This window comes from Streptomyces sp. NPDC017890 (genome assembly GCF_044328675.1).
Classification (GTDB): Bacteria; Actinomycetota; Actinomycetes; order Streptomycetales; family Streptomycetaceae; genus Streptomyces.
Map to the genome: position 1 here is coordinate 185,722 of NZ_JBIRHU010000004.1, position 21,146 is coordinate 206,867.

The 21,146-nt window shown below is 69.7% G+C and carries 11 protein-coding genes and 1 pseudogene; 6 read left to right on the forward strand and 6 right to left on the reverse strand.

What is annotated here, in order from left to right; genetic code table 11:
- The first annotated feature begins 563 nt into the window (after positions 1 to 563).
- The gene (locus tag ACH4F2_RS07390; RefSeq protein ID WP_398131724.1) at positions 564 to 1,994 is read left to right on the forward strand and encodes an endo-1,4-beta-xylanase; all 1,431 of its coding nucleotides are present in this window, start codon (positions 564 to 566) and stop codon (positions 1,992 to 1,994) included.
- Between the two features lie 146 nt (positions 1,995 to 2,140).
- Here ACH4F2_RS07390 and ACH4F2_RS07395 read toward each other — a convergent pair whose 3' ends face one another.
- The 4 genes and pseudogenes from ACH4F2_RS07395 to ACH4F2_RS07410 all read right to left on the reverse strand — a co-directional run bounded on the left by ACH4F2_RS07395 (position 2,141) and on the right by ACH4F2_RS07410 (position 3,532).
- Positions 2,141 to 2,455 carry an IS3 family transposase gene (locus ACH4F2_RS07395; RefSeq protein ID WP_398131725.1) on the reverse strand — a complete coding sequence of 105 codons (315 nt, stop codon included), beginning with the start codon at positions 2,453 to 2,455 and terminating at the stop codon, positions 2,141 to 2,143.
- A 117-nt stretch (positions 2,456 to 2,572) separates the two neighbouring features.
- Positions 2,573 to 2,835 (reverse strand): annotated as a pseudogene (locus tag ACH4F2_RS07400) (peptidase C39 family protein); the annotation flags it as partial.
- A 113-nt stretch (positions 2,836 to 2,948) separates the two neighbouring features.
- Positions 2,949 to 3,341 carry a type II toxin-antitoxin system death-on-curing family toxin gene (locus ACH4F2_RS07405; RefSeq protein WP_398131726.1) on the reverse strand — a complete coding sequence of 131 codons (393 nt, stop codon included), beginning with the start codon at positions 3,339 to 3,341 and terminating at the stop codon, positions 2,949 to 2,951.
- Positions 3,338 to 3,532, reverse strand: coding sequence for a ribbon-helix-helix protein, CopG family (locus ACH4F2_RS07410; RefSeq protein WP_007445201.1), 195 nt, complete (start codon positions 3,530 to 3,532; stop codon positions 3,338 to 3,340). Before ACH4F2_RS07410 ends, ACH4F2_RS07405 begins: the two co-directional genes overlap by 4 nt.
- A 471-nt stretch (positions 3,533 to 4,003) precedes the next feature.
- Between ACH4F2_RS07410 and pglW the strand changes: the two genes are divergently transcribed.
- Both pglW and pglX read left to right on the forward strand, forming a co-directional pair.
- The gene (gene pglW / locus ACH4F2_RS07415) at positions 4,004 to 8,671 is read left to right on the forward strand and encodes a BREX system serine/threonine kinase PglW (protein WP_398131727.1); all 4,668 of its coding nucleotides are present in this window, start codon (positions 4,004 to 4,006) and stop codon (positions 8,669 to 8,671) included.
- Between the two features lie 100 nt (positions 8,672 to 8,771).
- Complete coding sequence (gene pglX / locus ACH4F2_RS07420) at positions 8,772 to 12,452, forward strand: BREX-2 system adenine-specific DNA-methyltransferase PglX (RefSeq protein WP_398131728.1); 3,681 nt, start codon at positions 8,772 to 8,774, stop codon at positions 12,450 to 12,452.
- Positions 12,453 to 12,498: 46 nt separating this feature from the next.
- Here the strand turns inward: pglX and ACH4F2_RS07425 are convergent, their stop codons facing one another.
- Both ACH4F2_RS07425 and ACH4F2_RS07430 read right to left on the reverse strand, forming a co-directional pair.
- Complete coding sequence (locus ACH4F2_RS07425) at positions 12,499 to 12,687, reverse strand: DUF397 domain-containing protein (RefSeq protein ID WP_398131729.1); 189 nt, start codon at positions 12,685 to 12,687, stop codon at positions 12,499 to 12,501.
- Complete coding sequence (locus ACH4F2_RS07430; protein WP_398131730.1) at positions 12,684 to 13,538, reverse strand: Scr1 family TA system antitoxin-like transcriptional regulator; 855 nt, start codon at positions 13,536 to 13,538, stop codon at positions 12,684 to 12,686. The genes ACH4F2_RS07425 and ACH4F2_RS07430 overlap by 4 nt, the downstream gene beginning before the upstream one ends.
- 170 nt (positions 13,539 to 13,708) lie before the next feature.
- Here ACH4F2_RS07430 and ACH4F2_RS07435 point away from each other — a divergent pair, with 170 nt between their 5' ends.
- From ACH4F2_RS07435 to pglZ, 3 genes are all read left to right on the forward strand, one after another.
- A complete protein-coding gene (locus ACH4F2_RS07435) occupies positions 13,709 to 14,227 on the forward strand; it encodes an ATP-binding protein (RefSeq protein ID WP_398131731.1) in 519 nt (172 codons plus the stop codon).
- A gap of 63 nt (positions 14,228 to 14,290) precedes the next feature.
- The gene (locus ACH4F2_RS07440) at positions 14,291 to 18,184 is read left to right on the forward strand and encodes a phage resistance protein (protein ID WP_398131732.1); all 3,894 of its coding nucleotides are present in this window, start codon (positions 14,291 to 14,293) and stop codon (positions 18,182 to 18,184) included.
- A complete protein-coding gene (gene pglZ, locus ACH4F2_RS07445; protein ID WP_398131733.1) occupies positions 18,184 to 21,123 on the forward strand; it encodes a BREX-2 system phosphatase PglZ in 2,940 nt (979 codons plus the stop codon). The genes ACH4F2_RS07440 and pglZ overlap by 1 nt, the downstream gene beginning before the upstream one ends.
- Positions 21,124 to 21,146: the final 23 nt, after the last annotated feature.

Consider the following 21,146-nt stretch of genomic DNA (forward strand, 5'->3'; position numbering starts at 1 on the left):
GTGCGGTGCGGCATGGCTGATGCTTGACGAGGCCATGACAGGTAAGTGCGGCGCGGCCCCGGCGGATCCGAGTTCGGCGACACACCCCCACCACCACCCCGCCGCGCGATGGAGTGACGCATCTTGTTCGAAATACCGAACAAGGGTCGAACTGTCGAGCAACCCGAATGATAGGACGCCGACGAACGGCGTCAACCCCTCTCGCATGTATCGGCTTCTCTGTCGAAACTTGTGGCGGGAAATGGGCACGGAATCACCCAGTCCGCCCACCCGCACGTGAGTCGTTCACCAGAAGATCCACTGAGGACCACGAGAAACCCTGCATCGAAAGTTTCGAGAGAGAACAGAAACTTTCTTCTCCCCAAGCCTTGACGATGCATCGTCAAGGCCTCAATCATTCCTGTCTGAGAAACCGCCGCAGCTCGACATTCGCACAGACCCAGCCCCACTCCCTGCCTGCGGCGAAGCTCGGCCCGTCTGCCGAACGGGGCGGACGACATCACTGCCCGCGCGTCCGCTCCCGCGCTTGCTCCTTCCGTTGATCCGACCTTGGAGGCACAGTCATGGGCTCGTACGCCCTTGCCAGACCCGTTGTCCGCCGGAAGGTCCGCGGCCTGCTGTTGGCGCTGGTCGTCGGCGTCCTCGGTGCGGCGGCCGCCCTGGTCGCACCGCCGACCGCACACGCCGCCGAGAGCACACTCGGTGCCGCTGCCGCGCAGAGCGGCCGCTACTTCGGCACCGCCATCGCCTCGGGCAAGCTGGGCGACTCGGCGTACACGTCGATCGCGAACCGTGAGTTCGACTCGGTGACGGCCGAGAACGAGATGAAGATCGACGCCACCGAACCGCAGCGGGGCCAGTTCGACTTCAGAGCCGCCGACCGCGTCTACAACTGGGCGGTACAGAACGGCAAGCAGGTGCGCGGCCACACCCTGGCCTGGCACTCCCAGCAGCCCGGCTGGATGCAGAACCTCAGCGGCAGCACACTGCGCCAGGCAATGATCGACCACATCAACGGCGTGATGGCCCACTACAAGGGCAAGATCGCCCAATGGGACGTCGTGAACGAGGCCTTCGCCGACGGCAGTTCCGGAGCCCGCCGGGACTCCAACCTGCAACGGAGCGGCAACGACTGGATCGAGGTCGCCTTCCGCACCGCGCGCGCCGCCGACCCGGACGCCAAGCTCTGCTACAACGACTACAACGTCGAGAACTGGACCTGGGCCAAGACCCAGGCCATGTACTCCATGGTCCGGGACTTCAAGCAGCGCGGCGTGCCGATCGACTGCGTCGGCTTCCAGGCGCACTTCAACAGCGGCAGCCCCTACAACAGCAACTTCCGCACCACCCTCCAGAACTTCGCCGCCCTCGGCGTCGACGTGGCCGTCACCGAACTCGACATCCAGGGCGCCCCGGCCTCGACCTACGCCAACGTGACCAACGACTGCCTGGCCGTCCCGCGCTGCCTCGGCATCACCGTCTGGGGCGTGCGCGACACCGACTCCTGGCGGTCGGAGCAGACACCGCTGCTGTTCAACGGGGACGGCACCAAGAAGCCCGCCTACACCGCCGTCCTCGACGCACTCAACGGCGGCTCCACCACGCCCCCCGCGGATTCCGGACAGATCAAGGGCGTCGCTTCGGGCCGCTGCCTGGACGTCCCCGGCACCAGCACCACCGACGGCACCCAGCTCCAGCTGTGGGACTGCCACAGCGGCACCAACCAGCAGTGGGCGTACACCGACGCCGGCGAGCTCAGGGTCTACGGCAACAAGTGCCTGGACGCCGCGGGCACCGGCAACGGTGCCAAGGTCCAGATCTACAGCTGCTGGGGCGGCGACAACCAGAAATGGCGTCTCGGCTCCGACGGATCGGTCGTCGGCGTCCAGTCCGGCCTCTGCCTCGACGCCGTCGCAGGCGGCACCGCCAACGGAACCCTGATCCAGCTCCACGCCTGCTCGAACGGCAGCAACCAACGCTGGTCCCGCACCTGATGCCGGGGGGAGTCTGATACCGAACTGGTATCAGGCTCCCCCGGGCCGCGGAGCAGTAGGCCAGACACCCTTCGCGGCAGGTTCGAGAATCGCCACGCACTCCACGTGGTGGGTCATCGGGAAGGGTGTCGGCCTAGACACAGACGTCAGGACAGCAGGTCGGAGCGGGTTTCGAAGCTAAGTCGAGAGCCGCCGGGCACACGGAACGTCAAATGAGCGTCTGCGGTTTCCACGTTGCTCGGGGGGCCTGATTGTCGGTCAGGGCGGGCTGACGGGGTTTCGGCGGGGCTGAGGTCGCCGAGGCGCTTCTGGATGCACCGGCTGTTGTAGAACCCGTCGATGTATTCGAAGAGCGCGGGGTTCGTCTCGGCCCGGGTGGCGAAGGTGCGTCCGCGCAGGCCCTCGGTCTTGATGAGCATCCAGAGGTTCTCCGCGAGGGCGTTGTCGTACGAATCCGTCACCGACTCCTGGACACACGCCCGGGAACTCGTCGGGCGGTACCTGACCCGCACAGGCGGCGCAGCGAGGGCACCGCGCGTTCCTGGACTCGGTCAGCCTGTTCCTGCCCAGCTCGGATGCTACGGGTGCCGTGGCAACGCGAGTTGGTCGCCCCGAGGCAGCCGCGTAGCTACGCGACGCCCGATGGTCACGGCACCCCGGAACCCATCCGGCGAGGTCGTCGTCAGCGTCGGCATTGCGTCGAGCGACGGGGCGGGAACCGGCAGGAGGTGTGCGTCGACCCAGGCGTCCCCCGTCGCCGCGTTGGCCCAGTAGTCGTCGATCGCGAGGGAGCCGGGTACGTGACGCCGTGGCAGAGCACCCAGTGCGGGGCGTCGCAGCCCTCTGATCGGCACAGCCCGATACTCCCGAACCAGCCAATGCGGCCACGTGTGGGTGGAGTTCGACGACGTGAGGGCAGGGCACGCGCGTGTCCTGCCCTCACGTCGTCGAACGTCAGGAAACGGGGAACCAGGCCGCCAGGCGCTTGGCAATGACCGGTACATCGATGTTGTCCTGCGCGACGTCCTCGACGAACGGGCCGGCAATGGAGACGTGTGGCGGAACGGTACCGGCGCTGACGCCGTTGAACCGCAGGAAGACACGCGTGGCGAGCCAGGCGGTGCGCTTGTTGCCGTCGATCAGCGCGTGATTGCGGGCAACGGAGTGCAGCAGCGCCGCAGCCTTCTCGTGCAACGTGGGATACAGCTCGGCCCCGAACACGTTTGTCCGGGGTCGCTCGATCGCCGACACCAGAAGACCCATGTCACGCACGCTGTGCTCGGTACCGTTGACCGTGCGGGCGATGGCCAGGATCTCGTCGATCTGGAGGTAGCGCACGTTCGTCACTTCAGGTAGTCCAGGATCTCCGCATCGCTGTCCATCAGCTCGGCCAGGACGTCATCGACCTTCAGCTCGGCCCGGTCCTGGGCATCACGGATGGCCTCAATGGCGAGTTCCTGCTTGCTGCGCCCCTCACGACGAGCCCGCTCGGTGAGCTTCGCGTCAAGGTCATCGGGGAGCCGAAGTGTCATCGCCATACAGCCATGATACCTGACCGGTATCACGGCTGGCGCGTCCTCGCTCACGAACCCGCAGGTCAGCGAGTTATAGAGCTCGATCCGCCCGCTCGAACGCCTCCGGCGGCACGGCCGGTGGTACTGGGTCGGTCCACCGCCACGGGACACGGGCACACATCCGCCTATGCCAGGCAATCCCATGACAAGCGGCACAGAACCCCTGATCCCCCCGCACAATCTTTCATACGTATCGGAGAGTCGCGCGTTCCGACCAGTACATCTTCGACGAACCACAGGGCGCGCGTTCCGGTCACTCGCCCACGCCGTCCGCCCTCTGGCCTGCCGTTGTATGGCCGCAGTCATTTCTGCACCGCTCGGTGTCGGTGTCACCGTCTAGGATTTCTTCCGGGAATTCAGCCGGGCTGCCCGGGCCGCACCAGCGAGAATGCGACCGGCACGCACGGACATGAGCTGACACGGGGCGGGAGCCACATGGAGGATGGCCGGTGGACGACGGTCACCGAGTCCGAGTTCGAGCACGAGCGCCGCGGTCTTGAGGCCATCCGCAGGCTCCTGCCGAACGAGGAGCCTTGGCGTGCCTGGTCGAACTTCACCTTCACCGCGAACAGCGGGCACGTCCGCGAGATCGATCTCATGGTCACCGCGCCGGCCGGAGTGTTCCTGGTCGAGCTGAAGGACTGGCACGGGTCGGTGAGTGGCGGAGGCAACAGTTGGGTGCAGACGACACCCGGCGGTACGCAGCGCCGGCACGGCAATCCGCTGCATCTCACCAATCAGAAGGCCAAGGAGCTGGCGGGCCTGATCGGGAACGTCGTGGGGCGTGGCCCCGGACGGCCGAGGATCTGGGTGGGTGAGGCGGTCTGTTTCACCGACGACAAGTTCCGGGTGAATCTGACGGGCGCCGACCTGAATGGTGTCTTCAAGATCAGGCAGCTGGTCGAGATGCTCGCCGTTCCGCCGGAGGGTGCCCGGGTCCCGATGACCGCCGGGGTCTCGCGCCAGGTCGACGCGGCCCTCAAGCAACTCGGCATCGCGTCCGTCCGCCGTCAGCACGAGGTGGGGTCGTACCTCCTGGAGACGAAGTCGTTCGACTCCGGTCCGACCTGGGCCGACTACCTGGGACGTCACACCCAGCTCCACGATCTGGCGCGGGTGCGGGTCTTCCTCAGCGAGCGGGGTGCTTCGGACACCGAGCGCGCCTCGGTGGAGAAGGCCGCCGCGCGTGAGGCCACGGTACTCAGCCGGTTCCGGCACCCGGGCGCCGTCCAGCTGAAGAGCTACCTGCCGTCGGGACACCCCGCAGGCCCGACGATCCTCTTCGACTACCACCCGGAGACCCTCAGGCTCGACGACTACCTGGTGGAGCACGGAAAGCTCCTCGGCCTGCCCGGCCGCCTCGCGCTGGTCCGCCAGCTCGCCGAGACGCTCCGTTCCGCGCACTCCAACCGGCTCCATCACCGCACGCTGTCGGCGCACGCGGTGCACGTGATCCCGCGCGACCGCGGTCCGCGCGGGCGCGAACTGGGCGAGGAGCAGCGCTGGCTGAGCCCTCGGCTGCAGGTCGCGGACTGGCAGATCGCCTCCGGGCACAGCGCCAGCCAGGGCAAGCCGCTGACGCTGGCCACCTCCCATGTGTCCGGTCTGCACGTCTCCCAGCAGGCCGACCCGTATCTGGCGCCCGAGCTGCGCATCCCGAAGGCGGACCCGGTCCGGCTCGACGTGTACGGGCTCGGCGTTCTCACGTATCTCCTGGTCACCGGGCAGGCGCCGGGTGCGACCCAGAGTGAGGTCCTGTCCCGCCTGGAGGCGGGTGAGACGCTCGCACCGAGCGCACTGGTGGACGGTCTCGATCCCGACATCGACGACCTGGTGGAGGCGTCCACCGCGTACGAGCCGAGCCGCCGTCTTTCCACGGTCGACGACTTCCTGGAGATGCTGGAATGCGTCGAGGAGGCGTTCGCCGAGAAGGACGCCACGGGTGGAGAGCCGGCTGTCGGCGCTTCCCCGGCGTCGGAGGCCGGTGGAGAACAGACCGAGCCGGAGAAGGACCCGCTGGAAGCGGTGGCCGGTGATGTGTTCGCCGGGCGCTGGGAGATCGTGCGCCGTCTCGGCACGGGCTCGACGTCGCGGGCGTTCCTGGTCCGTGACCTGGCCGGTGAGCCCCGTCGCAGCGGCAGTCTGCCGGTAGCGGTGCTCAAGGTCGCGCTCAGCGAGGCGAAGCACGTGGTGCTCGACCGGGAGGCCGATGTCCTGGGCCGGATCCACCGGGATTCCAGCATCATCGCGCTGTACGAGCGGGAGCCGCTGACCCTCGCGGGCCGCAGGGTGCTCGCCCTGGAGTACGTGGGCGACAGCCGCGCACTGGACACGGAGGGCACGGGCAAGGCCGCACGCAGACGCGAGGACACCGTCGCCCGTCAGCTGCGGGACTACGGCCGCCTCCGTATGGACCAGCTGGAGACGTACGGAAAGTACCTGTTCGGCGCGGTGGAGCACCTGGAGGCGGAGGGCATCTGGCACAGGGACCTGAAGCCGGACAACATCGCGATCCGGATCCGTCCCAACGGCACCCGCCAGCTCGTGATGATCGACTTCTCGCTCGCCGGTTATCCCGCGAAGGAGATCGAGGCGGGCACCGAGGGTTATCTCGACCCGTTCGTCGGGATCATCACGCGCGGATCGTACGACGGCCACGCCGAGCGGTACGCGCTGGCTGTCACGCTGCACGAGATGGCGTCCCGCGAGCTGCCCCGCTGGGGCGACGGCTCGGTCACGCCCCGGCAGACCGATCCGAAGGAGTGGCCGTACCCGCAGCTGGCCGCCGACGCCTTCGACGACCCCGTACGGGACGGCCTGGTGGCCTTCTTCCGCAAGGCCCTGGCCCGGAACGTGAAGGACCGCTTCCCGGACCTGAAGCCGATGGAGCGCGCCTGGAACGCGATCTTCCTGGACGCCCAGCGGACGACCGCGCCGAGCTCCGGGCACGGCAACAAGGTGGTGGCGGTAGAAAGCGCCGCGCCGCGGATCGGTCAAAGCGACGACGAGACCTCGGCCGAGGAGATCCGCGACGAGCAGGCGGAGCGGGCCGACCGTTCCACACCGCTGTCGGTGGCGGGCCTGACCCTTGCGGCGCAGTCCCAGCTGTTCGACCTGGGCCTGAACACCGTGGGGGACGTCCTCGACTACTCGGCGCGGAAGTTCCTGACGGCGCCGGGCATGGGCGCCCGGACCCGCACGGAGATCCAGAACCGGCAGAAGCAGTGGAACCTGCGACTCGGCAGAACACCGGCGCCGATGAGCAAGGAGGCGCTCAAGGCCGCCCGCGAGGAGGCCACCGAGCTGGAGCGGGCGGCCGCCGAATCGGTCGCGGCGGACGGCGGCGACACCGGCCTGGAGGTACTGCGCGCGCTGAGTCTGGACGCCCTCGCGTCCCGCCTGGTGCCGCGTCCGTCGGGCGGCAACGCCCGTTCCAACGCGAAGGAGCGTGAGGCCGTCCGACTGCTGCTCCGGCTTCCCGACGAGAACGGTGACCTGCCCGAGGGGCTGCCCTGGGTCCGGCAGGCGGACGTCGCCAAGACCCTTGGCCTCACCGTGGGCCGCATCCCGCAGATCGTGAAGAAAGCGCGCGAGCGCTGGTACAACGATCTCGCGCTGAAGCTGCTGAGCGAGCAGGTGATCGAGCTGGTCGCCGAGCGCGGCCGGGTCGTGCCGGTGCTCGAACTCGCCGACGCACTGCTCGCCCAGCGCGGCAGCAAGGTGGTGAAGCGTCGGGACCGGCGTGCGCTGGCGCTGTCGCTGCTGCGTGCGGTGGTGGAGCGGGAGCAGTTCCGGGAGCAGTACGAACAGACGCCACCGCGGTTCCGCTACTTCCACGCCCGGCTGCCCAAGGGCGCCGACCCGGTGCTCGGACTGATCGTCATCGACGTCCGCGACGGAGAGGACAGTGACGACGGGGCGGACACCCCGACGTTGCCGGCCCTGCGGGAGTACGCGCTCAAGCTGGGCACGCAGGCGGACGAGCTGGCGAGCCTGGAGTCCCTGCCGACGGCGAGCACGGTCCTCACCAAGCTGGCCGCGATCCGGCAGCCGCCGGGGGCGCTCGGCTGGGACGAGCGGCGGACGGCCGAGATCGCGGTCGCGGCTTCACCGGGGGCCGCGCTCACGCCCCGCCTGGAGATCTATCCACGCGATCTGGACCTCGTCCGCGCACTGCGGATCACCCAGGCCGGTGTGGTCGCCGTGCAGCCGGGTGTCGAGGAGGAGCGCCAGCCGGGGCTCACCGTCGACGCTCTGCACAAGCGGGTCGCGACCCGCTTCCCCGACCTGGGCGACGATCCCCTCGTCCCGCGCGAACTGCCGGTCGGCAGCGCGCTGGTGCGGTTGCTGAAGCAGGCCGGCTTCGAGCTGAAGCTGGCGACCCGCTACGACAAGACCCTCCGGCTCGTCCCGGACCGGCCCGCCGGGGAGTTCACCAGCGGGCTGACGTCCGCGAGCTGGGGTGTAGCGGCCTCGGCGGCGCGGCGGTCCGCGCCGACGCAGTACGACGCGGACGCGGCGGTCGCGGCGGCGGTGAAGGCCGAGCAGCGGCTCGTGCACTCGGCGGGGCAGGACGGTTTCCGGGTCCTGACCGTGCCGCACCTGGGTGCGGAGACGGCGGTACGACGGCTGGCCGGCCAGCCGTACGGGGCGGCGGTCGTCTCGCTGACCGGGCTGTTCCTGGCCGAGCTGCGCGGCGTGATCGCCGAGGCGGCCAAGCCGACCTGGGAGACCGTCCTCAAGGCGGACGCCGCCGAGGCGGGCACGCGGCCCCACCAGCAGTTGCGGGTCCGTACGGACAAGGCGTGGGGACGCGTGGAGCCGCTTCTTCGCGAGCGTCTGGCCCAGGCCGGCGGTCCGCTGCTCCTCACCGACACGGCGGCACTCGCCCGCTACGACGCGTTCGACCTCCTGGGCCGCCTCGCGGAGGAATCCCGGCAGGGCGGCAGCCCGCTGTGGCTCCTCGTCGCCCAGTCCGACCCGGCCCGCGCGCCGAGGCTGGCCGGGCAGAGCGTTCCGTACCAGGCCGGGTTCGACGAGTGGATCGTCGTGCCGGACGCGTGGGTGGGGCGGAAACATCTGGCGCCGGGCGCCGTCGCCTGACACCGCTTGACGTCGCCTGACGTACGGCGGATCGTCGTCTCTTCTCTCCTCCTTCTCGTCTCGCCTTTCAGTCACCCAGTCACCACTTCGGGAGCAGTCCGTGATCGACCGCAAGAGCCTCCTCAGCGACCTGCAGAAGCAGGTCAAGGCGGCAGAGACCGACCTGGACGCACAGGTCAAGGCCGTTCCCGAGGTAGGGGCACGGCTGCGCGGCGAGTACGAGCAGGCGAAGAAGCTGGGGCGCACGGCGGCGACCTGGAACAGCTGGCTCGGGGAGCGGGTCACGCAGGTCGCGGTGGCGTGGGTGCTCGGCACGGTCTTCGTCCGGTTCAGCGAGGACAACCGGCTGATCGCGGAGCCGTACATCACGGCGCCGGACGTGGCCGGGCGCGAGGTCGCCCAGGCGCGGTACGAGGAGTACACGGCGAAGGACGCTGACCCGACGTATCGCGGGTGGTTGGAGACGGCGTTCGCGGAACTGGGCGCGGGGCAGGCGGGGCGGCTGCTGTTCGACCGGGACCACAACCCGCTGTACCAGATTCCGCTGTCGCACAACGGGGCGGGAGCACTGCTTGCGTTCTGGCGGGAGCAGAAGTCGGTGGAGGCGGAGGACGGCTCCGGCAGCACGTCGGTGCTGGTGCACGACTTCACGGACCCGCTGAGCGAGGACGGGACGGAGGGGTGGGACACCCGGTTCCTGGGTGACCTGTACCAGGACCTGAGTGAGGCGGCGCGGAAGACGTACGCGCTGCTCCAGACCCCGGAGTTCGTGGAGGAGTTCATCCTCGACCGGACGATGACGCCTGCGGTGCGGGAGTTCGGCTTCGAAGAGCTGAAGATGATCGACCCGACGTGTGGGTCGGGGCACTTCGTGCTGGGCGCGTTCCGGCGGCTGGTGCGGATGTGGGCCGAGGAGCGGCCGGAGGTCGGGGCGTACGAGCGGGTGCGGGCCGCGCTGGAGTCGGTGCATGGGGTGGACCTGAACCCGTTCGCGGTGGCGGTGGCGCGGTTCCGGCTGCTCGTTGCGGCGATGGCGGCGAGCGGGTTGCGGACGTTCGGGGCGGCGCGGGAGTACGAGTGGCCGATCCAGTTGGCGGTGGGCGACTCGCTCATCAAGGACCGACAGTTGGAGCTTCAGCTGGGGCTCGGGGAGGAGGGCGCGGCGGGTGACCCGCTGGCGGAGTTCTCGTATGCGACGGAGGACGTGCAGGATTTCCCTGGGATTCTGCAGCAGGGGCGGTATCACGTGGTGGTGGGGAATCCGCCGTACATCACGGTCAAGGACAAGAAGCTCAATGAGCTGTATCGGGAGCTGTACGACGCGTGCGCGGGGACGTACGCATTGTCCGTGCCGTTCGCCCAGCGGTTCTTTGAGCTCGCCAAACGAGGCGGGGATGATGTGGCCGGGTACGGCATGGTCGGCCAGATCACGGCGAACTCCTTCATGAAGCGGGAGTTCGGCACGAAGCTCATCGAGGAGTTCTTCGCGCACAAGGTCGAGCTGACGGAGGTCATCGACACGTCGGGGGCGTACATTCCGGGGCACGGGACGCCGACGGTTATCCTGGTGGGTCGCTTCAGGGAGGGCTCGAAGCGTCAGCCCTCGATCCGGACCGTGCGGAGCGTACAGGGGGAGCCATCGGCACCGGACAACCCGGAAGAGGGGATGGTCTGGCGGGCGATCGAGGAGCAGATCGACCGGCCGGGAAGTGCCGGGCAGTGGGTTTCGGTGGACGACCTGGAACGTGGTCGGTACTTCGGGAAGCAACCGTGGGTCCTGACTGATGGCGGACTTGAGTTGCTAGAGAATCTGGCTGCCTCCAGCGGAGCAATTCTCAAGCACGCTGCTGCCCGAATTGGGTACACCGGACAGACGAATGCAGACGGCGTCATGTTGACGACACGCGCATCGTGGATCAGGCGCGGAGGAACAGAAGACTTCGGCCGAGTGTTCGTGACAGGCGATCAGGTTCGCGACTGGTCGCATACCGAGGAAACTTTCTCCTTCTTCCCCTATGTGAAGGTTGGCGAAAAATTCTCCCTCCTCCCTCTCCCCGAAGGGACCAGCGAATATAAGTGGATGTGGCCAGCCAGAACAGCACTCGGGAACCGCGCCACATTCTCTGGTGGAACCTATTTTTCAGAAGAACGCACTTGGTACCAGTGGCACCAAGTAACAGCCAGTCCTGGCTGTCACTCCTGGTCCATCACTTCCCCTCTTGTTGCGACCCACAATCATTTTGTGCTCGACCGCGGCGGGAAAGTCTTCAATAGGCATGCGCCCGAAGTGAAGCTCCATAAGGATGCAACGGAGGAGGAGTACGTACGGCTGCTTGGGCTGCTCAATAGCTCTACGGCTGGGTTCTGGCTCAAGATGGTAAGCCAGGGCAAGGGTGGCAGCGGCCTTGGGCGGGGAATCCAAAGTGAAGCATGGGAAGAACGCTACGAGTTCACGGGAACGAACCTAGAAGAATTCCCTCTCCCCAGCGCCTACCCCACCACCCTCGCCACCGAGCTCGACATCCTCGCCCAGCAGCTCTCCGCCACCGCCCCCTCCGCTGTCGCCTCCGAGGCCACCCCCACCGCTTCTGTTCTCCGCGACGCCGAAACCCGCTCCACCTCCACCCGCGCCCGCATGATCGCCCTCCAGGAGGAGCTCGACTGGCAGGTCTACTCCCTCTACAACCTGCACTCCGAGGGCCTCCGCCTGCCCGACTCCGCCGCCGTCCCCGAACTCGCCCTCGGCGAGCGCGCCTTCGAGATCGCGCTCGCGCGCCGCGTCGCCGCCGGTGAGGCCAGTGACGAGTGGTTCAAGCGGCACGGGTCCACGCCCATCACCGAGATCCCCGCCCACTGGCCCGACGACTACCGCGCCCTCGTTCAGAAGCGCATCGACGTCATTCAGTCGAACCGTGCCATCGGCATGATCGAGCGCCCCGAGTACAAGCGCCGCTGGGCCACCGAGGGGTGGGACTCCATGCGCCAGAAGGCGCTGAAGTCCTGGCTGCTGGACCGGATCGAGGACCGCTCGTACTGGTTCGACGCGAACGGCAACCCCACCGTCGCCACCCTCGCCCGCCTCACCGAAGCTCTCTCCGCCGACGAGGACTTCACCTCCGTCGCCGACCTCTACGCCCCCCGGCAGGACCTCGCCAAGACCGTCCGCGACCTGCTCTCCGAGGAGCACGTCCCCTTCGTCTCGGCCCTCCGCTACAAGCCCGCCGCGCTCAAGAAGCGGGCCGACTGGGAGCACGTCTGGGATCTCCAGCGGGAGGAGGACGCCGCACCGGACGAGCCCGCCAAGCGGAAGATTCGGGAGCGGACACCCGTTCCGCCGAAGTACACGTCGGCCGACTTCCTCAAGCCCAGCTACTGGCGCGCCCGCGGCAAGCTCGACGTGCCCAAGGAGCGGTTCGTCTCGTACGGCACGGTGAACGCGCAGTCGCCCGAGCTGTACGGGTGGGCCGGCTGGGACCACCTGGAGCAGGCGCTCGCGCTCGCCTCGTACATCCAGACCGCCGGTCTCGGCAGCGAGGAGATCGTGCCGTTCCTGGCCGGGCTGCTTGAGCTCCAGCCCTGGCTGGACCAGTGGTACGGCGAGTACGACGCCGAGTTCGGCGCCTCCCCCGCCGCCGAGATCCTCGCCTTCCGGCAGCAGAAGCAGGGCGAACTCGGCCTGCCCGACGACACGTTGCGCGCCTGGCGACCCGCCCCCGCCACCCGCGCGAAGAAGGCCGCCGCCCCGAAGAAGAAGGCGGCGGCCTCCGCAGAGTCCGACTGAGCAGCGCGTCTGTGAGGCGGCTGATCCGCCGCCTCACAGACGACAGTCAGGAACCCGACACGTGTGCGGTGAAAGCCGCCCAGGCACAGGGGGCAACAGCAAACGAGTCCCGGCCAAGATCCTTGGAGTCCCGGACGCGGACCGCTTCGGCGTCCAGCGCGACCTCGATGCAGTTGTCGCCGTCGCCGCCGCTGTAGCTGCTCTTGAACCAGCTCAGGTCTTCCGTGGTGCTCATAGCGCTCCTCGCATCTGTTCCAGCAAGCCCACCGTAGCCCGGCAATCCAGGGCCTGGGAACGCAGCTTGCCATAGCGCTGGAGGAGGATACTGACTTCACTCGAAGCGGCGATCAGTGCGCTCGACCGGTGCCCCTCGACGTAGCCGAACCACTGGTTCCCAGGGCTCTCCGCCAGGTACATCTGACCGTCGACCCCCGTGTGGTCCTCCTGCCGCGTCGGCATGATCTGAATCTCGATGTTCGTGCGTCGCCCAAGCTCAAACAGGTGGTCGATGACGGCCTTGGTGACAGCCGTCCCGCCCACGTGGCGCTCAAGGATGCACTGCTCGATGATGAAACTGAAGGCAGTGTTCGGGCGTTCGGACAACAGACGCTGCCGTTCGGTGCGAGCCGCCACCTGCCGTCCGATCTGGTCCTCCGTGAGCGGCGGCAACTGCCGCTCGAACAGGGCCCGGATATACCCCTCCGGCTGCAGTAGCCCCGGAACCCCCCGGCACTCATACGCGTACAGCGTGATCGCCTCTTCCTCGATCCCCGCCCACTGCAGGAACCAGGACGCCAGCCCCGCCTTCCTCCGCAGGCTCCTCGCCGCTGCCGCGAGGACCTTGCCCGCAACCGACCCCAGCGCCTCCTCCGCCCTCCCGGGCAGCGCCTCCGGCGGGAACCGCTTGCCCTGCTCGATCTTCGCGACGTACGCCGCCGAATACCGCACCCGGGCCGCGAACTCCTCCTGCGTGAGCCCTCCCGCCTCCCGCAGCGCCTTCAGGACGGCCCCGAACGTCTTGAGACTGTCCGACAGTTCGGGTTCACCACACGCCGCCGTACCGCTGCCGTCCTGGTCCGCCGTCATCGCCGCCCCGCTTTCCGTGCTCCGTGCCTTGCGCCCCGTACGCCGCGTCGGCCAACCTGCCCAGGGTTACGGTAAGTCACCCTCCCAGTCCAGAGTGTGAACAAGTACAGATCGATCTGTATGGGTGCCGTTCCTGTCGGCACGGCGTGCGCCGCCGGAAGGCTGGGATCATGACGACATCGCAGGTCGGACCACCCCTGGCCGTCCAGGAGTCCACGCACACCTTCCCCGCCACCCGCCTCGGCGCGAGCCTCGCCCGCCGGGCCGCCGTGGCGCGGCTCGACGTCTGGGGCGTCCCGCCCGGCAGCGCGCTCTCCGACACCGTCGCCCTCCTCGTCGCCGAGCTCGCGGCCAACGCGGCCCGCCACGGCCGCGTACCGGGACGGAACTTCGAGCTACGGCTCCTCCACCAGCAGGCGCGTACGACCGCGGTCGTACGTGTGGAGGTGTCCGACACCCACCCGCGACGACCCGACCCCACGACGGTCACCATGGCCGACCCGGACGCCGACGGCGGGCGGGGACTCGCCCTCGTGGCGGCCGTCGCCGACGACTGGGGCGTCGAGGACCGCAACGGCCCCGGCAAGACCGTATGGGCGCAGACCGGGTCGGCCGAGGCGCAGCAGGAGGAACGGGAGAGCCGGACAGAATCTGGCCCTCCTGGTGTCAGTGCCGCCCCTTACGATTGATCGGGCAGCTCAGTTTCCGATCGAGCTGACGGACCGCGCGGGCGAGGGGATTCGAAAGACACCATGGCGTTCATGAGCAGGAACACCCCCCGTCCCGAGGACCGCCCCCTCCTGCGCGAGCTGATCCGCATCCCGGAGCGCGTGTCGACGTCCGACTTCGTGCTGAAGCTCGGCGAGGCCGTCACGCCCGAGGGTGCCGAGGCCGCCCTGCGGGACTACGTCGTCACCGATCGCCTGCGCGGCAACTTCGACGAGGCACTGGACCTGATCAAGTCGGCGCTCGACAGCCACTCCTCCAAGGCTGCCTACCTGCACGGCTCGTTCGGTTCCGGTAAGTCGCACTTCATGGCGGTGCTCTACGCCCTGCTCTCCGGCCACCAGGCCGCCCGCTCCAAGACGGGCCTCGACCCCGTCCGCGGCAACCACTCCTGGCTGGACGCGGGAGATCGCAAGTTCCTTCTCGTCCCGTACCACATGCTCGGCGCCAAGTCCCTTGAGCAGCGCATTCTCGGCAAGTACGTGGAGCACGTACGCAAGGTGCACCCTGACTGCGATCTGCCGCAGGTCTATCTGACCGACGGCCTCTTCGAGGACTTCGCCGCCCATCGCCGTGGCAGCGGCGACGACCGGGTGATCGCGCAGCTCGCCGAGGCGGACAGCGGTGAGGGCGACGAGTGGGGCGAGGCATTCGCCTGGACCACCGAACTGCTCGACCGGGCTGTCGCCGCGCAGGAGGAGCGCGAGAACACAAAGGGCATGGACCTGCTCAACCCGACCACCCCGCAGGAGCTGCGGGCCCGGCTCGTCCAGGACCTGACCAAGACCCTCTTCCCGTCCTTCGCCCGAGGCGCCTCGGAGAACGCCGACGGTTTCGTCTCCCTGGACAAGGGCCTCGGCATCATCGCCGCGCACGCCCAGTCCCTCGGCTACGACGGCCTCGTCCTCTTCATGGACGAGCTGATCCTGTGGCTGGCCACCCTCATCCACGACCAGAAGGTTCTCGGCCGCGAGGCGGGCAAGGTCACCAACTTCGTGGAGGGCGCCGACGAGCGCCGCGCCATCCCCGTCGTCTCCTTCATCGCCCGTCAGCGTGACCTGCGCGAGCTGGTCGGCGAGGAGATGTCCGGTGCTGCCGAGGCCGCCGTGCAGGACACGCTGAAGCTCAACGGCGGCCGGTACGACTCGATCGTCCTTGAGGACCGCAACCTGCCGACGATCGCACGGGCCCGTCTGCTGGATCCCGTCGACGACGAGGCTGAGGCCAAGGTCGCGGCAGCCTTCGACGAGGCCAAGAAGCTCGGCCCGGACGTCTGGCAGACCCTGCTCGGCCACAAGGACTCCACCACCGGCGCGGACGAGGACGCCTTCCGGCGCACCTACCCCTTCCCGCCGGCCTTCATGGACACCCTGGTGCACGTCTCCGGGGCACTGCAGCGCTCCCGCACCGGCCTCAAGCTGATGAGCCAGCTGTTGGTCGACCACCGGGACGACTGGCGGCTCGGCCAGCTCGTACCGCTCGGCGATCTGTACCCGGCGATCGTCGGCGGCGGCGACAAGGCGTTCAGCGGCGAGACCAGCGTCCACTTCGAGGCGGCGGACAAGCTGTACCGCGAGAAGCTGCGCCCGTACCTGCTGAAGACCAACCAGGTCACCGAGGACGACGTGGAGACGTACCGACGCCGTCCGGAAACGATCGACGACCCGCAGCTGAAGGCCCGTTGCCGGGACTTCACCGGTGACAGCCGACTGGTCCAGACGCTGCTCCTCTCCGCGCTCGCGCCGAGCGTCCCCGCCCTGTCCGACCTGACCTTGGCCCGGCTCAACGCGCTCAACCACGGGTCCATCACCACCCGGATCGCCGGAACCGAGATCGGCCGCCTGGAGCAGAAGGCGAAGGAATGGGCGGCGACCTTCCCCGAGATCAAGGTCGTCGGCACCGGCCCCGGCGCGGTCGTCCGCCTCGAACTGACCGGTGTCGACCTCGACGCGGTGCTCGCCAACGCCCAGGTCCACAACAACCTGGGCAACCGCCGGACCAAGATGCGCACCCTGCTCAAGGAGGCGCTCGGCGTCACCGACGGGACCGGCGGGTTCGACCCGTACGACACCCTCGACCTGGTGTGGAAGGGCACCGAGCGGCAGGTCGAGGTGGTCTTCGGGAACGTCGCGGACGTCGACTCGCTGTCGGATGCGGCGCTGCGGCCCAGCCAGGAGGACGCCTGGCGGCTCGTCGTCGACTTCCCGTACGACGAGGGCGAGTTCGGGCCGATGGACGACCTCCAGCGGCTGCGTACGCTGCGGGAGAAGACGGGCGGCGACTCGCGGACCCTGGCCTGGCTGCCCACTCATCTCACCGACGCGACCCGCGGCGACTTCGAGCGTCTCGTCGTCATCGACAAGGCACTGTCCGACGAGGCGCGCTTCGACTCCGAGTTCGCGCGCAGTCTGGGCGCCGACGACAAAGCCCGTGCCAAGGGCATGCTGCAGTCGCAGCGGGAGGTCCTCACCGAGCGGGTCCTGGGCGCGCTGAAGCAGGCGTACGGACTCGCGCAGAAGCAGGAAGGCGTCGTCGACCTCGGCTTCGGCAACCACCTGGAGGCCCAGCAGCAGGTGGCGGACCTGCAGCTGCCGATCGGCGCGCAGATGGACGATGCCGCACGTCAGCTGGCCGGGAAGCTGCTCGGCCACCAGTTCCCCGCCCACCCCGAGCTGGATCCGGAGGGCACCGGGAAGCCGCTGCGGGCCGCCGAGATCAGGACCGTCTTCGAGTACGTGCGCAAGGCCGCCGAGGACCGTGACGGGCAGGTGGAGGTCGAGGCCAAGGACCGCAAGGTCATGGCACGGATCGCGGGCGGCCTGGGGCTCGGTGTGATGCAGGAGGCGTACTACCGGCAGTCCACCGCCTGGCTCGACCACTTCAACGCCCAGGCCCGCCGGGACGGGGTCGCCGAGCCGACCCTGGTCAGGCTCGCCGACTGGACCGACCAGCCCGACCCGCGCGGCCTGCCCGAGCCGCTGCGTCGGCTGCTCGCCGCCGCGTACGCGGAAATGTCCGACCGCGTGTGGGTGCGCGGCTCAGTCGCGGTCGAACCCGCGCCGCTGCCGAGCGACCTGAAGCGTGACTACGCACTGCGGGAGCAGCCGCTGCCCACCGAGGCGGACTGGGCGGAGGCACGCAAGCGGTACGAGACGGTGTTCGGCACGCCCGCGCCGCAGCTGCGGCGCGGGCGGATCGTGAACCAGTTCGCCGGGCAGATCCGCAAGGCCGCGAACGCGTTCGCCACCGATGCGGCGCGCCTCGTCACGGAGCTGGAGAAGCACCGGAGCTTCCTGCACCTGGACGACGCCTCACCCCGCCTCGTGCTCGCCCGGCGGGCCCAGGAGCTGGCGGACGAGCTGCGCGAGGAGAACCTCGGCGCCAAGGCCGTGGTGGACCGGCTGGCCGGCTTCGACCTCGGCGACTTCACCGCGCACCGGTACGGCATGTCGCTGACCAGTGCCCGGACCGTGGCCGACGCGCTGCAGAACACCAGCTGGGGTGAACAGCTGGAGCTGGCCGACACGCTCGGCCGGGACGGTGCGGCGATCCTGGAGCGGGTGCGCGACGCCGCGGCCGGCGACCCCGGCGACTACCCCGACCTGCCGGCCGTACTGAAGAAGGGCAGCCGGGAGGTGATGACGCTGCTGCGGTCCCGGCAGAGTCCGCCGCCGGCCCCGCAGCGGCCCGCCGCTCCGGAACCCAGCGCCGGAACGGTGCCCCTGGACGGCGGCTCCGCCCATCCGCAGGTGCTGCCGACGCCGCCCGCGCCGCGTGATCCGGCTCGCCCGGTGGCCCGCTCCGGTGGCGGCCGGACGACGGCCGTCCGGGCTGCCGCGGAGCTGCAGGCCGAGATCGCGGCACTCGCCGCGGCACACCCCGACGCCACCGTCGAGGTCACCTGGAAGGTCGTCGACTGATGTCCGGCACGATCACCACCGCGCCCGCCGCCGGGCCGGGACCCTCCGCCGCAGGTCCCGCCCGCCTTTCGGTGAGCACGGTCCGCCAGTTCGTCGCCGCGCGCAGCAAGCTCTGCGACGGCGCGGTCCGCGTCATGCTGCTGCGGGCCGCCCCGCAGTGGGACGGGGCCGCCGAGCAGCCGACGGTGGGCGGGACGCGGGTGCGGGTGGCTGTCGCGCCGTCCGTCCTCGCGGTGCACGAGCAGATCCTGGACCACCTGGAGGCGCGGGTACCGCCGGAGCCGCGCGTCCTCGTCGTCCTCACCGACCGGGAGAACACCGAACTCGACCCCGGTCTGCTCGCCCGTGTCTACAGTCGCCGCATCAGGGCCGTCGACAACTGGGAGGTCGTGCAGGAGGCATTCGGCGCGAGCGGCCTCGACACCCGCCTGCGCGGCGAGACCTGGGCGGCCGAGGCGCTCCTGGACGCGGCGGGCAGCCGGGCCTGGCGCTCGATCGGAAGGGGCGTGCTCTCCCGCGACGAGGCCCTCACCCGGCTGACCCGTCGCCGGCTCCGCCTCGACGACGACAGCGACGACACGCCCGCGGTACGCGGCCTGCCGGGTGAAGCGGACCGGGTCGACCCCGTCGCCCTGTTCCGGTGGACCCTCACCCCCGGTGGCCCGGACCTCCTGCGCGAGCTGCGCGGACCCGAGAAGGCCGGCCTCGCCCGCTTCCTCGCCGCACCCGAGCAGGGCGGCTCCACGGGCAGGGTGATCACCGCTCTGGTCGACGCCGACCACGGCCCCGACGCGGCCGCGTACGCGGTGGTCTGCGCCGCCCTGTGGGGACACGCGGAGGCCGACCACGACCTGTACCGCGCACGCGGCCGGGCCGAACGGTGGCTCGGCGAGCAGCCGCCCGCCCAGGGCGACGAACTCGACCGTCTCCTGGCCTCCTTCGCCCGCAGCGGTGAGGCGTACGTACGCGATCTCATCGACCGAGGTGAGCACCGTCTCGCCGACCCGGTCCTGACCCGGGCCGCACAGCTGGTCGCCCAGTTCGGGGCGCAGGCAGCCGCCACCGCCAGTCCGCTCCTGCCCGCCGGACTCGACGCCCGGTTCACCGCCGCCGGTCACGCACTGACCGGCGGCTCCACCGAGGTGGTCACGGACTCCGTCACCGCGCTTTGCGCGCACGCCCTCGCCAACGGCGACGGCGAGACCCGGGCCCGGATCGAGCGGGTCCGGATGGCCGTACGGCTGCGGCGATGGCTGGCCGGGAACCCGTCGGAAGAGATCGAGTCGGTGACCGACGGGACGGACCGCCAGATCCGCGAACTCGGCTGGGTCGACCGCGCCCTGGAACACCTGGAGGCGGGCGGCGACCCCGACGCCGTACTCGCCGCCGCGTACAACCGGATCGGCGACCAGGTGCGGCGGACCCGCCGCGCGCTCGACCACGCCTTCAGCGAACGGCTCGCAGTGTGGACGGCGGACGGCAGCTCCTCCGGTTCCCTGCTCACCGTCGAGTCCCTCCTGACGCGAGTCGTCGCGCCGGTCGTCGCCGAGCCGGGGCGCCGGGTCCTGCTGCTGCTCCTGGACGGGATGAGCGCGGCCATAGCGGCCGAGCTGGGGCAGGAGCTGCGCCGGCAGTGGGCCGAGTTCGACCCGCTGCCCGGGGCTCACGGCGCACCGGTGCGCCGTGCCGTGGCAGCGGCGCTGCCCACACTCACCGCCGTCTCGCGCACCTCGCTCTTCACCGGAACCCTGATGAAGGGCGACCAGAACGACGAGAAGCGGCTCTTCCCTCAGCACCCCTGCTGGCGGGGCGCCCCGGCGGCCGTCTTCCACAAGGACGACCTGCGCGGCCCCGACACCGGCTCGCCCTTCTCCACCGCCCTCGGCGAGGCCCTCGCCGACGAGCGCATGCATGTCGCCGTCGTCCTCAACACCGTCGACGACCGGCTGGGCAAGGAACAGAAGCTCGGGGACGGAGCCTGGCAGGCCAGCGAAGTCAGCGGTCTCGAACCGCTGTTGCGGGCCGCGCGTGCGAACGGCATGACCGTGCTCCTGACCTCCGACCACGGCCATGTCGTCGAACGGCGCAGCAGCAGGCTCGACGCACCCGCCGGCACCATCGGTTCGGCCCGTCACCGCGGCCCCGGCGGTCCGGTCGCCCCCTCCGAGATCGCACTGGCCGGGCCGCGGGTGGTCTGGCCGGAACCTGGCTCCCGTATCGTCGCTCTGCGCGACCACGACGCCCGGTACACCGCCCTCAAAGCGGGCTACCACGGCGGCGCGACCCTCGCCGAATTCACCATCCCGCTGCTCGCCCTGCTGCCCTTCGGGGCCGAACCACCGAACGGGTGGCGGGAGTTGGGCGATCCGGCTCCGCTGTGGTGGTCCGACGAGACGGGCATCGAGACGGAAACCGGCGCCGAGGCCGTCACCTCGTCCGGCACCGCTGCTCCCCTCGCCACGCCGTCGCGTCCGGGCGCCAAGCAGTCCAAGAAGGCCGCCCCGCCCCTGGCAGAGGGCGTCATCGGTCTCTTCGGTGAGGAGGAACTCACCCCTCTCGCCTCCCAGAAGCCCGCCGACCCCGCACCGGAGCCCGAAGCCCCCTCCACCCAGGACCAGCCACCTGCCGTCGCGCTCGTGGAACGTCTCGTCGCCACCGAGCTGTACGCGGCGCAGCTGGACCTGCTCGCCCGGAAGCCCCGGGAGCCGTCCGTCCTCCCCAAGGCGCTGGTCGCCCTCGTCGAAGCGGGCACCCTGCCCATGACCGCCCTGGCCGAACGCGCGGGCCAGCCCGCCAGCCGCGCCCCCGGCTTCGCCGCGACCCTGGCCCAGCTCCTCAACTACGACGGCGCCCAGATCCTGGAGATCCTCCCCGACAACCGCACCCTGCGCCTGCACCGGGCTCAGCTGATCGAACAGTTCGGACTGCGCACCCCGTGAGCACGACGAACCGGATCCGTCTG